Raw genomic sequence first — 14,183 nt, 5'->3', positions numbered from 1 at the left:
AGTGTGAAACCTGGTCTTCACTGAACGGCAATCCGAGGGTGTGGATATGATTAGCGCATTCGATATTTTTAAGATTGGCATTGGACCTTCCAGCTCCCATACCGTGGGGCCAATGAACGCAGGTAAAAGCTTTATCGATCTGTTGGTCAGCAGCGGGGAACTTCCCAAGGCTACGCATATTGTGGTCGATCTTTATGGATCGCTCTCCCTGACCGGAAAAGGTCATGCGACGGATGTCGCCATCATGATGGGACTGGCCGGTAACAGTCCGCAAAACGTTAATATAGATTCTATCGCTGGTTTTACTCAGGAAGTGGCCCGTACCGGACGTTTACCGGTTGCAGAGGGCACGCATATTGTCGATTTCTCCCCAGACAAAAATATCCTCTTTCACGCCGAAACGCTGCCGCGCCATGAAAATGGCATGCGTATCACCGCATGGAACGGCACCGAGACGCTATTAAGCAAAACCTATTACTCCGTCGGCGGTGGTTTTATCGTTGAAGAGGAGCAATTTGGTCAGGCGTATGATGTTGAAGCACACGTGCCCTACAATTTTCATTCCGCCAGCGAACTACTGAAACTTTGTGAGCGTAACGGGCTGTCCGTTTCCGGTCTGATGATGCAGAATGAACTGGCGATGCGCAGCAAAGAAGAAATCGATTCTGGCTTTGCCGCCATCTGGGATGTCATGCACGCCGGGATTGAGCGCGGCATGAACACCGAAGGCGTCCTGCCTGGCCCGCTTAACGTACCGCGTCGCGCCGTAGCATTACGTCGGTTACTGGTTTCCAGCGATAATCTGTCCAGCGACCCGATGAACGTTATCGACTGGATCAACATGTTCGCGCTGGCCGTGAGCGAAGAAAACGCCGCCGGATGCCGGGTTGTGACGGCACCGACCAACGGCGCATGTGGAATTATCCCTGCCGTATTGGCCTATTACGACAAGTTCCGCCGTCCGGTGAATGCAAACTCCATTGCCCGCTACTTGCTGGCCGCGGGGGCGATAGGGGCGCTGTATAAAATGAACGCCTCTATTTCTGGTGCCGAAGTCGGCTGCCAGGGTGAAATTGGCGTAGCCTGTTCAATGGCGGCAGCCGGGCTGACCGAGTTGCTCGGCGGTAGCCCGTCGCAGGTTTGTATTGCGGCGGAAATCGCCATGGAGCATAACCTGGGGCTGACCTGCGATCCGGTTGCTGGACAGGTGCAAATACCTTGCATTGAGCGTAATGCGATCAACGCGGTAAAAGCCGTCAACGCCGCACGCATGGCGCTACGTCGCACATCTGAGCCACGCGTTTCGCTCGATAAAGTGATCGAGACCATGTATGAAACGGGCAAAGATATGAACGACAAATACCGCGAAACGTCACGCGGTGGTCTGGCGATTAAAGTAGTTTGTACCTGAGATGAAAGGGTGCGTTTGTAGGCCGGATAAGGCGTAAGCGCCGCCGCTCCCTTGCATCCCAGGCTCCCGGCGGGAAAATCGTCGCTGCGCGAGCTATTCGTCTTATTCCGTCTGCCTGTCGGGTCGGGGCCGAGCCTGCATCCATGCAGGCCGTCCCCTCTGCCCGCATCCCTGCGGGCAGTCCCGGTCAGCCGTCAACGCCTCATCGATTTTCAGCCGGACCGGGGTCATCGCTTCAACCCTCTGACTTCCAGTTAAATCTGTTTTGCTGTTTTAACAAAAAACGCAGAAGGTGAGGTGTTAACTGATCAGCATTAGCACTTTGGTGTACATTTTTTGTTGTGATCTGCTTCAAAAATAGAATTTAAATCCTATATATGCATATAAAAGAGAAAATATTTCTTAACTTTTAGAAATTACAGGGGTTTGTTTGTGAAGTTTTTCTCTGATCCTGCGCGTATGATTTCTTCATTACTCCAATAGCTCACCTGCACCTAAGTACTGCGTATCGCATTGATGCAGTACGAAAAAAATATAAAAACCTCTACCTACACATTGAGCGGGAAATTATGGAAACGGCAACGAATAGTAGCGTAATACTCGACGCATCTGCTCCGGCACGTCGGGCGGGAATGACCGAAAGCGAATGGCGTGAAGCCATTAAGTTCGACAGCACGGACACCGGCTGGATCATTATGAGTATCGGTATGGCAATTGGCGCGGGGATTGTTTTTCTTCCTGTCCAGGTTGGATTGATGGGGCTGTGGGTGTTCTTGCTCTCCTCTATCATCGGCTACCCAGCCATGTACCTGTTCCAGCGCCTGTTTATCAACACGCTGGCTGAGTCCCCAGAGTGTAAAGACTACCCGAGCGTGATCAGCGGCTATCTGGGTAAGAACTGGGGCATCCTGTTAGGTGCGTTGTATTTTGTGATGCTGGTTATCTGGATGTTCGTTTATTCCACCGCCATCACCAATGACAGCGCCTCCTATCTGCACACGTTTGGTGTGACGGAAGGTTTACTGTCCGACAGCCCGTTCTATGGCCTGGTACTGATTTGCATCCTGGTGGCTATCTCGTCACGCGGGGAACAAATGCTGTTTAAAATCTCCACCGGTATGGTAATGACCAAGCTGCTGGTTGTGGCAGCGCTTGGCGTGTCGATGGTAGGGATGTGGCATCTGCATAACGCGGGTTCACTGCCGCCGATGGCGCTGCTGATCAAAAATGCGATCATCACTCTGCCGTTTACGCTGACCTCGATTCTGTTTATTCAGACCTTAAGCCCGATGGTTATCTCATACCGTTCACGCAACAAATCCATCGAAGTGGCGCGTCATAAAGCCCTGCGTGCCATGAACATCGCGTTCGGTATTCTGTTTGTTACCGTCTTTTTCTACGCCGTTTCCTTCACGTTGGCGATGGGCCACGACGAAGCGGTTAAAGCTTATGAGCAGAACATTTCCGCTCTGGCGATTGCCGCGCAATTTATCAATGGTGCGGGTGCTGGCTGGGTGAAAATCGTCAGCGTTATTCTGAACATTTTCGCCGTTATGACCGCTTTCTTCGGTGTCTACTTAGGTTTCCGTGAAGCGACTCAAGGGATCGTGATGAACATTCTGCGCCGCTATATGCCGGCTGAGAAAATCAACGAAACCTTTGTTCAGCGCGGCATTATGATTTTTGCCATCCTGCTGGCCTGGAGCGCAATTGTGCTCAACGCGCCGGTGCTGAGCTTCACCTCTATTTGTAGCCCTATCTTCGGCATGGTGGGTTGTCTGATCCCGGCCTGGCTGGTCTACAAAGTTCCTGCACTGCACAAATACAAAGGCGCTTCCCTGTATCTGATTATTTTCACGGGCCTGCTGTTGTGCGTTTCTCCGTTCCTGGCATTTTCCTGAGATATTTGAGCAAAGGTTGTTGTTATGTTTGAGACTACATTGAATCCATTATGGGATAGTTTTATCCGCGCGGTGCAGGAAGAAGTTAAGCCTGCGTTGGGCTGTACAGAACCTATCTCTCTGGCTCTGGCGGCGGCGGTTGCATCCTCTGAGCTGGACGGCGCGGTTGAACGCATTGACGCGTGGGTCTCACCGAACCTGATGAAAAACGGCATGGGCGTTACCGTGCCGGGTACCGGAATGGTCGGGTTACCTGTCGCGGCGGCGCTGGGTGCGCTGGGGGGAAATGCCCGTGCCGGTTTAGAGGTACTGAAAGATGCGTCACCACAAGCGATCGCCGATGCGAAAGCGATGCTGAGCGCTGGCAAGGTTGCGGTGATGCTGCAGGAGCCTTGCGAGGACATCCTCTTTTCCCGCGCGAAGGTTTACAGCGCTGAAGGATGGGCGTGCGTGACGATTGTGGGCGGTCATACCAACATTGTGCACATCGAGACCAATAAGGGCGTAGTGTTCACCACAGAACAGAATGCTCAGGAAGAGGAACAGGAGTCGCCGCTGGCGGTATTGTCTCACACCTCGCTGGAAGAGATTCTGGCGTTCGTGAACGCGGTACCGTTTGAGTCAATCCGCTTCATTCTCGATGCGGCAAAACTGAACGGTGCGCTGTCTCAGGAAGGGCTGCGCGGTAACTGGGGTTTGCACATCGGAACTACGCTTGAGAAGCAGTGTGTGCGTGGCCTGCTGGCGAACGATCTCTCCACCTCTATTCTGATCCGCACCAGTGCGGCATCGGATGCGCGAATGGGCGGGGCGACGCTGCCGGCCATGAGCAACTCCGGCTCCGGTAATCAGGGCATTACCGCGACTGTTCCGGTGATGGTGGTGGCTGAGCACTTTGGCGCGGATGAGGAGAAACTGGCACGTGCGCTAATGTTGTCTCATCTGAGCGCTATCTACATCCATCATCAGCTTCCGCGTTTGTCTGCACTGTGTGCGGCAACTACGGCGGCGATGGGGGCAGCAGCGGGGATGGCATGGATCGTAGATGGTCGCTACAACACCATCGCGATGGCGATCAGCAGCATGATTGGTGACGTGAGCGGAATGATATGCGATGGCGCTTCAAACAGCTGCGCGATGAAAGTCTCAACCAGTGCTTCCGCGGCGTGGAAAGCGGTACTGATGGCGCTGGATGATACTGCTGTAACCGGCAACGAAGGGATTGTGGCGCATAACGTGGAACAATCTATCGCTAACCTGTGCGCGCTGGCGTGTCGTTCAATGCAGGAAACCGACAAGCAGATTATTGAGATCATGGCCAGTAAGGCACATTAATCTGTAGGCCGGGTAAGCCGTTGCCGCCACCCGGCATAAGTCTAAGCCGCCTGTTCAGGCGGCTTCTTCGTCTTCCAGCCGTAGTTCGGCATCGGCCACAATCGCTTCCAGCTCTGTCAGCATTTCTTCATAGCCGAAGGTAACTGTTTCTTGTTTTTTCGGCTCAACCTGAGGCTGGCGTTTTTTTGATGATTTCTTGCTCAATAGTCGTACTCCATTGTTTTCCCTGACTATACGGGCAAATCTATCAGCAAAGCGCGCAGCGGGGTATCGGCGACTAACGTTATGTTAGTTTCGTCACGAATAAATGCCCCATCGCCACAGGTGAGCGCTTCTTTTTCGGCGCCAGACGTCACCGCATGGAATCTGCCGTGAATCGACTGTAAATAAGCACGTGGCCCATGTAACTGAAAACTCAACGATTCACCTTGCTGTAGCTCAACGTGGTGCACCCATACCTGTTGGCGCAGATGCAGGCTGCCTTGTTCACCGTCCGGCGAGGCCAGCAACTGATGCTTACCGGTGCCCAGCGTGGCTTTCTGTACACAGGCGTTTTCACGCTGCGGGCAGGCGTCCAGCCAGAGCTGCATCCGGGTTAACGGTTTGTCTTTGCTGATATTGTGTTCGCTATAGCTAATCCCGGGCTGTGTCGCGAGCAGCAAAACTTCACCTGCTTTGGCCTTGATATGGTTGCCTTCGCTGTCTCGGTACTCCGCTTCCCCTTCGAGGATCAGATTGACGATATCCACCTTCGGATAGGTCCGTGGCTGGAAAGAGGCCCCCGGTGCCAGAACTTCCTGGTTCAGAACACGCAGCGAGGCATAACCCAGCAGTTTAGGATCAAAATAGTGTCCAAAGGAGAAGGTATAACGGGCCTGCAGCCAGCCGTAGTCTGCTTGCCCGCATTGTTTGGCTGTACGGGTAGTAATCATAGTTCTTGACCTCTCTTTACTTCCTTTTATGTTAAATGGCTAGACGCTGCATTGTTAGCCAGATATTCTGCCCGGTATGTTCAAATTTCCTGAATGAGAACGAGATGGCCAAAGAAAGGGCTTTAACGCTTGAAGCGTTACGCGTCATGGACGCAATAGACAGACGCGGTAGTTTTGCTGCTGCGGCAGACGAACTGGGACGCGTTCCTTCCGCACTTAGCTATACCATGCAGAAGCTGGAGGAAGAGCTGGACGTGGTGCTGTTTGACCGCTCAGGCCACCGCACAAAATTCACTAACGTTGGGCGTATGTTGCTGGAGCGCGGGCGCGTACTGCTGGAAGCTGCGGATAAACTGACTACCGATGCCGAAGCATTGGCTCGCGGTTGGGAAACGCATCTGACTATCGTTACCGAAGCGCTGGTGCCGACGGCGGCTTTTTTCCCGCTGATCGACAGGCTTGCCGGGAAGGCCAATACCCAGCTTTCCGTTATTACCGAAGTTCTGGCCGGGGCGTGGGAGCGTCTTGAGCAGGGGCGGGCGGATATCGTGATTGCGCCGGATATGCATTTTCGCTCATCCTCAGAAATCAACTCGCGCAAGCTGTACTCGCTGATGAACGTCTATGTAGCGGCCCCGGATCATCCCATTCATCAGGAGCCGGAACCGTTATCGGAAGTCACCCGCGTTAAATACCGTGGGATCGCGGTGGCGGATACCGCCCGTGAACGTCCGGTGCTGACGGTTCAACTGCTGGATAAGCAGCCGCGTCTGACGGTGAGTACGATAGAAGATAAACGTCAGGCGCTGTTGGCAGGACTTGGCGTGGCGACGATGCCGTACCCACTGGTGGAAGAGGATATTGCGGCTGGTCGGCTGCGGGTCGTTAGTCCGGAATCGACAAGCGAGATAGATATTATTATGGCCTGGCGTCGTGACAGCATGGGCGAGGCGAAATCCTGGTGTCTGCGGGAAATCCCCAAGCTGTTTGCGGGTAAATAGCCTGACTGTTACGCCGGATGCGGTGCGAAGCACCTTATCCGGCCTGGAAGACGGAGTATGTTGTAGGCCTGATAAGCGCAGCGCCATCAGGCATCTACATATGCTACGTCAGGATAACTGTTTGGGATCGGGCCCGAAGCGGTTGCTCCCCTGAGTCCCGTTTTGACAGTTGAAAATGATGATCACCAGCCAGCCTACGATCGGGATCAGCAGCACCAGTAGCCACCAGGCTGAACGATCGGTGTCATGTAAACGCCGGAACTGTACCGCCCACCACGGAATAAAGACCAGAACCCCGTAAATCGTCGTTAATATGCCTTCTCCACCGGCGCGCTCCCAGCCAAACATTCTGTCCAGAATACCCAGCACGAATGTGAAGATGATGTTGACCAGCACAAACATCCAGTATTCTTTACGACGCGCGCGGCCACCAAAACCAAAGTAATTCTTTAATACGTTTAAATACCAATCCATTTTTGCCTCGTTCTGCATTCAATTACTTGTTTTTAAAGTAATCAAATTAAGAATAGCTGTGAATGAAATGATGGTAAATATTTACGGTATTAATTATTTAGCCCCCAAATGGGGGCCTGTGTATATCATGCGAAACGCTCGTCACGCCCATGAGGTTCGTTGAGGTCCTGCCACGGCCCAACAGAAATAATGCCGGTCGGGTTAATGGTTTTGTGGCTACGGAAGTAGTGATTGCGGATATGATCGAAATTGACGGTTTCCGCAATACCCGGTATCTGGTAGATATCACGCAGGAAACCGTACAGGTTCAGATAGTCGCTAATCCGGTGTTTGTCGCACTTGAAGTGGGTGACATACACGGGATCAAAGCGTACCAGCGTGGTCCACAGGCGAATGTCGGCCTCGGTTAACTGGTCGCCGGTCAGGTAGCGATGTTGCCCAAGGATCTGCTCCAGCCGTGCCAGAGATTGAAAGACGTTATCCACGGCGTCGTCGTAGGCTTCCTGACTGGTGGCAAATCCGGCTTTATACACGCCGTTATTAACGTTGTCATAAATCCAGTCGTTCAGCTCGTCGATTTTGCTTTGCAGGGCAGGGGGATAGTAATCTCCGGCTTTGGCGCCCAGCGCATCAAACGCGGTGTTAAACATGCGGATGATTTCTGCAGATTCGTTGCTGACAATGGTGTGGTTCTTTTTATCCCACAGCACCGGAACGGTGACCCGACCGCTGTAGTGCGGATCGGCGTGTAAATAGAGCTGATAAAGAAATTCGTGTTGATACAGGGTATCGCCGGTTGCCGCCGGGAAGTTATCGTCAAAGGTCCAGCCGTTTTCCAGCATCAGCGGATGCACAACAGAAACGGAAATAAACGGTTCCAGCCCTTTGAGTTTGCGCAAAATCAGCGTGCGATGCGCCCACGGACAGGCCAGAGAAACGTACAGATGATAGCGGTCTTTTTCGGCAGCAAAGCCACCTTCACCGGTCGGGCCAGGCGCGCCATCCGCGGTGAGCCAGTTACGGAAAGCCGATGCAGAACGTTGAAATTTTCCACCGGTTGATTTGGTGTCGTACCAGGTGTCATGCCAGATGCCGTCAATCAGTTGTCCCATGATTTTCGCCTCCTCAGATAGCAAAAGCGAGGAGATATCTCCTCGCTTTTTGATGTGTTCAGTATAGTTTGCTTACCACTTTTTATTCAGCACGCGGTCAATACTAAATGCGCCTGGACCGGTGATAGCCAGCAGCAGGAAACCGCCTGCGATGGTCAGGTTTTTCATGAACATCAGAGAGTTCACACCTTCCGCAAAGTTGCTGTGGAAGAGGAACGCCGTCAGCAATGTGAAGCCTGCGGTGAACAGCGCGGTTGTACGGGTCAGGAAACCGAACAGAATTGCCAGACCGCCGCCAAACTCAAGCAGAATCACCAGCGGCAGCATAAATCCTGGGACGCCCATGGCTTCCATGTACTGTTGGGTACCCGCATATCCGGTGATTTTTCCCCAACCTGCGGTAATAAACAGGATTGGCATCAGAATGCGCGCTACCAGTACACCAACATCTTCTAATTTCTTCATCATACTCTCCAGGAAACCACTCAGGCGGCTTATTGTGTTTTTTTGTGCATCGACGCTGCAGAGCGCGTCGTTGCTGTCGATGGAGAGAATCATAAACGTGCTTAATGAGAATTGTTAGCAAGGAAAACTGTCAGTATTTTTCAAAAATTTTGAGGTTGGGGGCAAGGAAAGGATTAGCCGCGCAGTTGCTGCTGTCTGATGGTCGATTTCACCAGACGCCAGATACTCCAGACGCTAAAGCCGCGCTTAGCCCAGCGTACCAGCAGATTCGGGTTGCGGATGGTGCGAACCGCCATAATACTGCTCCCGACCAACACCCAGCCACGCAGGTTCAGTAGCGTCTTCCAGCCACGATCGTAGACCTCGGTGGCTTCCAGCCAGTCGCGGCGAGTCGCAGACAGATCCAGCCGTTGCTGCTGGATCTGTCCAAGCAGTTGCGCCTTACGCTTTTGACGTTCGACTTTGCTGCTCATTATGCATCATCCTCCAGGGCTTGCCTGTCATTAGCGAGTTCCTGGCGTGTATGGCGTAGCAGCGTTGTTTTACGTGCTTTACGCAGCGTCCATATCCCGCCAATCAGCGCTAACAGCAACAGCACAACGGTGGTGGCAATCATGGCGTTCAGGCGGTATTGAGGGTCAATGGCCCAGATGATAAGCACCATCAGGCTCATCAGGCCAAACGCCGCGAACAGCATAGTCAGCCCAAGCATCAGCAGGATCTGGATGAGATTGGCTTTTTCCTCTTCCAGCTCAACGACGGCCAGCCGCAGCCGTGTTTCTACGATCTCAACGAGAATCGTCAGGATCCGCTGTCCAATACCCAGTACGCCTTTGCCTGGACCTTGTGCGTGTTGAGAATCAGCCATTGTTAACGGCGCGACAGCAGTACACCAAGCACCACACCGACTGCAGCGCCAATGCCGACGCCTGTCCATGGGTTTTCGCGCACGTAGTTATCGGCTTTAGCCGCGGCCTCACGGGTCTGTTTGGCAATTACATCGCTGGTTTCACTCAGACGATGGCGGCTCTCGCGCAGCGCATGTTCGGCTTTGCTGCGAATTTTACTCATCTCTTCCTTCGACTTATCGCCAGAGGAGCTAAGTACTTCTTCAAGCGTATCCGCAAGAGATTTCAGCTCAGCGCGCAGGTTTTCCGTAGCATTATCTTTCGACATAGTTTTCTCCAGTTGAGTGGCTAGTTACCGTACTTAGTAATCGCGGGTCTCGAGTTCTTTTAGCTCTTGCTGGGCTTCAGCAAGCTTGTGTTCACGCTTTGCTACCTTATCCGCATCGCCTTTTTGCTTAGCTTCGGCTAAGTCACGTTGACGCTCGGCAATCTCATTTTTCTGCTCGGCGATTTTTTTCTGATGGTTGGCGCGCAGTTTGCTGTCAGTACAGTTTGCTCTGACTTCGCTCAGCGCTTTATTCAGCCCATTGATACGGCTCTGATTGTTGTGTTTTTCGGCATAGCTAATCTCCCGCTGAATGTCTTGTTCTTTTTCCTGACAGAGGGTGGTGGCGTAGCTGCCGGCACTGAGAGCGAAAAGGCTAATTGCCAAAGCGATGCGGTATTTCATTCTTGAACCTTCCATTGTGATTCGACCTCGTCGTTTAGGGTCGATGCTCCAGAATAATAAAGCGTTGGGTCATAAACCCAGTTTATTAATCATAGGCGCTAAACGGTGAAATCACCAAAGTGAGTGATCTAATTCAGATTCCTGGAAATTAACCAAAACGGTGTGGGGTCTCACGTAAGCGGGATAACCACTGAACCGCCTGATTATTATCATCCTGCTGAGCGATAACGAAACCGTGCGGTAACGTTCGATCCAGTACGACCTTCGCCGCTGCGCTCTGTGCACTGGAATCAAAGGTAATCAGCAGGGCGTCATTTTGCGGAGTGATGCTTTTAAAACGAATGCCGTTGGCATCCAGGTGATGCCAGATAGAGAAGCCATCAGGCATGCTGGCTCCCTGGTTTACGGCACGAATGGCAAGCGTTGACTCCTGCTGGCGAATGACCGACCAGGTCAGGAGCAATGCGCCGATGAACAACATAAAAGTGGTGGACCAGGCAAGTCGTCGGAGCGTTATGCATGATTTCAGCATAATTTACCCTCGGTTCCCGTATTTCTTTTTCCAAAGAACAACCAGTGAACCTGCCAGACCAAACACCAGTAACACCACAGGAAGCAGCATCAGGCAAGACATCAGCTGATCTTCATATTTGAGAAACACCGGTGTTTTGCCAAGCAGATAGCCCAACGATGTGAGAATAAGGACCCAAAGCAGTCCGCTCATCCAGTTGAAGAACTGAAAGCGCGCATTGTTCAGGCCGGACAATCCTGCGATGGTCGGCAGTAATGTTCTGACAAACGCGATAAAGCGACCGACCAGCAGCGCAGACAAGCCATGCTTATGGAACAGATGATGCGCACGCTGATGGTAATGTGCAGGAAGATGAGATAACCAGTTTTGCACTGTGCGGGTATTGCCCAACCATCGACCTTGTATATAGCTGAGCCAGCAACCGAGGCTGGCTGCGGTGGTGAGTAGTAGCACCGTTTGCGGAAAACCCATTGCGCCTTTGGCAATAAGTACGCCGACCAGTACCAGCAAACTGTCGCCAGGTAAAAAGGCTGCTGGCAGCAGTCCGTTTTCCAGAAACAAAATGGTAAAGAGTACAAAATAGAGCATGCCAATCATGGAAGGATTGGCCAGCGTTTCAAAATCCTGAGCCCATAAAGCATTTAGTAATTGAGTCAGTAGTTCCATTCAATATTCCTGGAGAATCGGTTATCGTCATGCCGGTTTTCTGGGTTTTGTAACACCACGATTTTATTAATATTTTTTACATGACTCGCGGTTTGATACAAATTCACGGCCTGAACTATTCCCTGTAAAGTTGTGAAGTTAGCAAGCTCTTAAACACAAAAATTCAAACAGCATCTAATTGTAACAAAGGTCAACGTAGTCCGTTATAGAAATTACGGTTGTTGAACTGTGATTTTGCTTATCGCAATGGAGGGAGGCGAGAGGATTTACACAGGCTGACACTTTATACCTAACGCTTACCAAGTGTCAGAAACAGGCGCGTGGTCGCGCCTGCATTGATAAGATTGTTTATTTTGCGCTGTTAGCCGCTGTATCGAGGTGAACGACCGGATTTTCGGTAAATAGATAACGGTCCGCATTGAACTCAAAATCATCGCTGGTTTCGTTAAACAGCATCTGCTTCGTGTTCTCAAGATGCTGCCACATCGCCAGTTTGGCGGCATGAGGATCTTTGCGAATCAGCGCCCGAAGGATCTGGTCATGGTCATCACACCAGTTATCAACCGTGCGCAGGTCGATGTGGTCGTGCAGTTTCTTCCAGTAGGGGTTATGAATACGCTGAGTCCACATTTTTTCAACAATCGCGGCCAGAGCCGAGTTCTGCGTTGCCAGGGCGACCTGCACATGGAACTGGAGATCCCACTCGGAGTCACGAAAGCTTTTTTCGTTACGTGATTTCTCCTGAATCTCCATCAGCTTCATGATGTCCTGTTTGGTCACCTGCGTGGCGGCAAACTCGGCAATGTTGCTTTCTATGAGCTGACGCGCCTGGAGCAGCTCGAAAGGACCGTAGCTGGCAAATTCCAGGTTTTCATCTGGCGCAACATAATGTCTGGGTTGGTTGGAAATGACGTGGATCCCCGATCCTTTGCGCACCTCAACGTAACCCTCTACCTCGAGCATGATAATTGCTTCACGAACCACGGTACGGCTGACATTTTTTTCATCTGCGATAAAGCGCTCGGCAGGGAGTTTGTCACCCACCAGATAGACGCCTTGCTCAATGCGTTCTTTCAGATCAGCTGCAAGTTGTTGGTACAAACGTCGTGGTTCGGTGATTTCCATATGCGCTCCAGGCATGATACGGCAGACTATATTTGTTATACCACTTTTGCGATTACTGCTCCACTCGCGGCGATAAAAAAGCCGCCAGATGACTGGCGGCTTTGCATTATATACCCTTGATGAAAAGCAGCGGGTTAATTTTGCGGAGCGGGATCGCCAGTCTGTGATCCCGAGTCGACCTCGCTGGCCGATTTGTTTTGCAAGACCGTCCAGATAACGAGTGCGCCGAGCAGGTCGAATACCGCCAGTACGGCGAACAGCGGGCTAAAGCCGATAGTGTCAGCCAGTGCGCCAACAACCAGTGCAAACAGCGTACTTGCAAGCCAGGCGGACATACCGGTCAGGCCGTTTGCCGTTGCCACTTCATTACGACCAAATACGTCAGAAGAAAGCGTAATCAGCGCACCGGACAGCGCCTGGTGAGCAAAGCCGCCAACGCACAGCAGGGCGATAGCAATGTACGGGCTGGTGAACAGACCAATCATCCCTGGGCCAATCATCAGCAATGCGCCCATGGTGACGACCATTTTACGTGAAACGATCAGGTTAACGCCGAACCAGCGCTGGAACAGCGGCGGTAAGTAGCCCCCAACGATACAGCCCAGGTCAGCAAACAGCATCGGCATCCAGGCAAACATCGCAATCTCTTTCAGGTTAAAGCCGTAGACTTTAAACATGAACAGCGGGATCCAGGCGTTGAAGGTACCCCAGGCCGGCTCTGCCAGGAAACGCGGCAGCGCGATGCCCCAGAACTGGCGGTTACGCAGGATCTGACCGAGCGACATTTTTTTCGAGGTCGCGTTTTTATGCTGTGATTCCTGACCATTCAGAATGTAATCACGTTCTTCATCAGACAGTTTTTTCTGGTCGCGCGGGTGTTTGTAGAACACAAGCCAGCACATCGCCCAGATGAAGCTCAGCGCACCGGAAATAATGAATGCCATCTGCCAGCTGTGCATGACGATTGCCCAGACGACCAGCGGCGGAGCAATCATCGCACCGATAGAAGAGCCGACGTTAAAGTACCCAACGGCAATTGAACGTTCTTTTGCCGGGAACCACTCAGAACTGGCTTTCAAACCCGCAGGGATCATTGCGGCTTCAGCGGCACCTACCGCGCCACGCGCCAGCGCCAGTCCACCCCAACTGCCAGCCAGTGCGGTCGCGCCACAGAAGACGGCCCACAGAACGGCGAACATCGCGTAACCAACTTTTGTGCCGAGCACATCGAGCACGTAGCCGGCAACGGGTTGCATTACGGTGTAAGCAGCAGAATACGCTGCGATGATATAGGAATACTGTTGAGTGGAGATGTGTAACTCTTCCATCAGAGTTGGCGCAGCTGCCGCCACAGTGTTACGTGTCAGGTAACCCAGCACGGTGCCAAGTGTCACCAGTGCAATCATGTACCAACGTAACCCTTTAATTTTACGCATGTAAAACCTCATCGTTTTGTTATGTCCGCGAACGAGCGGTCATCTTCCAGTTCAGGGCGGAGGATGTTCTTTTACGAGGGGGGACCGAAAAAAAAGCCGGTACTCCCCGAACTTTGCCATGTCAATAATTGTGCTAATTCGGTTTCCGTACCGGTCAATCCGATGGTGATACATCGGTAATTTGCATTCCGTCGGCTTATGTATCGCGACGGCCA

General features: G+C 52.2%; 17 protein-coding genes. 4 read left to right on the top strand and 13 right to left on the bottom strand.

What is annotated here, in order from left to right:
* Positions 1-46: 46 nt before the first annotated feature.
* The 3 genes from tdcG to OGX97_RS01800 all read left to right on the top strand — a co-directional run bounded on the left by tdcG (position 47) and on the right by OGX97_RS01800 (position 4,647).
* Positions 47-1,411, top strand: coding sequence for an L-serine ammonia-lyase (gene tdcG, locus OGX97_RS01810; RefSeq protein ID WP_279850792.1), 1,365 nt, complete (start codon positions 47-49; stop codon positions 1,409-1,411).
* Positions 1,412-1,980: 569 nt separating this feature from the next.
* Entirely contained in the window at positions 1,981-3,312 is a 1,332-nt protein-coding gene (locus tag OGX97_RS01805) for a hypothetical protein (RefSeq protein ID WP_279850793.1), read from the top strand.
* Between the two features lie 24 nt (positions 3,313-3,336).
* Positions 3,337-4,647: an L-cysteine desulfidase family protein gene (locus OGX97_RS01800; protein WP_048236821.1), complete on the top strand. Its 1,311-nt coding sequence runs from the start codon at positions 3,337-3,339 to the stop codon at positions 4,645-4,647.
* A gap of 54 nt (positions 4,648-4,701) precedes the next feature.
* On the opposite strand, the gene OGX97_RS01795 is transcribed toward OGX97_RS01800, so the two are convergent.
* Both OGX97_RS01795 and OGX97_RS01790 read right to left on the bottom strand, forming a co-directional pair.
* The gene (locus tag OGX97_RS01795; protein WP_003828578.1) at positions 4,702-4,851 is read right to left on the bottom strand and encodes a hypothetical protein; all 150 of its coding nucleotides are present in this window, start codon (positions 4,849-4,851) and stop codon (positions 4,702-4,704) included.
* A 26-nt stretch (positions 4,852-4,877) separates the two neighbouring features.
* Positions 4,878-5,579 carry a pirin family protein gene (locus tag OGX97_RS01790; protein WP_003024860.1) on the bottom strand — a complete coding sequence of 234 codons (702 nt, stop codon included), beginning with the start codon at positions 5,577-5,579 and terminating at the stop codon, positions 4,878-4,880.
* Between the two features lie 104 nt (positions 5,580-5,683).
* Here OGX97_RS01790 and yhaJ point away from each other — a divergent pair, with 104 nt between their 5' ends.
* Complete coding sequence (yhaJ, locus tag OGX97_RS01785) at positions 5,684-6,580, top strand: DNA-binding transcriptional regulator YhaJ (RefSeq protein WP_003024855.1); 897 nt, start codon at positions 5,684-5,686, stop codon at positions 6,578-6,580.
* Positions 6,581-6,688: 108 nt separating this feature from the next.
* Here yhaJ and OGX97_RS01780 read toward each other — a convergent pair whose 3' ends face one another.
* The 11 genes from OGX97_RS01780 to OGX97_RS01730 all read right to left on the bottom strand — a co-directional run bounded on the left by OGX97_RS01780 (position 6,689) and on the right by OGX97_RS01730 (position 13,968).
* Positions 6,689-7,054 carry a DUF805 domain-containing protein gene (locus OGX97_RS01780; protein ID WP_008785879.1) on the bottom strand — a complete coding sequence of 122 codons (366 nt, stop codon included), beginning with the start codon at positions 7,052-7,054 and terminating at the stop codon, positions 6,689-6,691.
* A 125-nt stretch (positions 7,055-7,179) separates the two neighbouring features.
* Positions 7,180-8,166, bottom strand: coding sequence for a glutathione S-transferase family protein (locus OGX97_RS01775; protein WP_235126558.1), 987 nt, complete (start codon positions 8,164-8,166; stop codon positions 7,180-7,182).
* A gap of 72 nt (positions 8,167-8,238) precedes the next feature.
* A complete protein-coding gene (locus tag OGX97_RS01770; RefSeq protein WP_003024847.1) occupies positions 8,239-8,631 on the bottom strand; it encodes a DoxX family protein in 393 nt (130 codons plus the stop codon).
* Between the two features lie 173 nt (positions 8,632-8,804).
* Positions 8,805-9,104 carry a YqjK-like family protein gene (locus OGX97_RS01765; protein WP_003828569.1) on the bottom strand — a complete coding sequence of 100 codons (300 nt, stop codon included), beginning with the start codon at positions 9,102-9,104 and terminating at the stop codon, positions 8,805-8,807.
* Positions 9,104-9,499, bottom strand: a complete 396-nt coding sequence (locus OGX97_RS01760; RefSeq protein WP_003828567.1) for a phage holin family protein — start codon at positions 9,497-9,499, stop codon at positions 9,104-9,106. The genes OGX97_RS01765 and OGX97_RS01760 overlap by 1 nt, the downstream gene beginning before the upstream one ends.
* A 2-nt stretch (positions 9,500-9,501) precedes the next feature.
* Positions 9,502-9,807, bottom strand: coding sequence for a DUF883 family protein (locus OGX97_RS01755; protein ID WP_003024832.1), 306 nt, complete (start codon positions 9,805-9,807; stop codon positions 9,502-9,504).
* Between the two features lie 33 nt (positions 9,808-9,840).
* Positions 9,841-10,209: a DUF1090 domain-containing protein gene (locus tag OGX97_RS01750; RefSeq protein WP_032941739.1), complete on the bottom strand. Its 369-nt coding sequence runs from the start codon at positions 10,207-10,209 to the stop codon at positions 9,841-9,843.
* Positions 10,210-10,357: 148 nt separating this feature from the next.
* On the bottom strand, positions 10,358-10,726 hold the full coding sequence (mzrA, locus tag OGX97_RS01745) for an EnvZ/OmpR regulon moderator MzrA (protein ID WP_162623447.1): 369 nt from the start codon (positions 10,724-10,726) through the stop codon (positions 10,358-10,360).
* 18 nt (positions 10,727-10,744) lie between these two features.
* Entirely contained in the window at positions 10,745-11,407 is a 663-nt protein-coding gene (yqjA, locus tag OGX97_RS01740) for a DedA family general envelope maintenance protein YqjA (protein WP_003828561.1), read from the bottom strand.
* A 348-nt stretch (positions 11,408-11,755) separates the two neighbouring features.
* On the bottom strand, positions 11,756-12,532 hold the full coding sequence (gene exuR / locus OGX97_RS01735; RefSeq protein ID WP_003828559.1) for a transcriptional regulator ExuR: 777 nt from the start codon (positions 12,530-12,532) through the stop codon (positions 11,756-11,758).
* 134 nt (positions 12,533-12,666) lie between these two features.
* A complete protein-coding gene (locus OGX97_RS01730; RefSeq protein ID WP_003828557.1) occupies positions 12,667-13,968 on the bottom strand; it encodes an MFS transporter in 1,302 nt (433 codons plus the stop codon).
* Positions 13,969-14,183 lie beyond the last annotated feature (215 nt).

The organism is Citrobacter sp. Cpo061, from assembly GCF_030332845.1.
Lineage (GTDB): Bacteria > Pseudomonadota > Gammaproteobacteria > Enterobacterales > Enterobacteriaceae > Citrobacter > Citrobacter portucalensis.
Note: the sequence above shows the minus strand (reverse complement) of the source record. Positions and strands in the feature narration are given on the sequence as shown.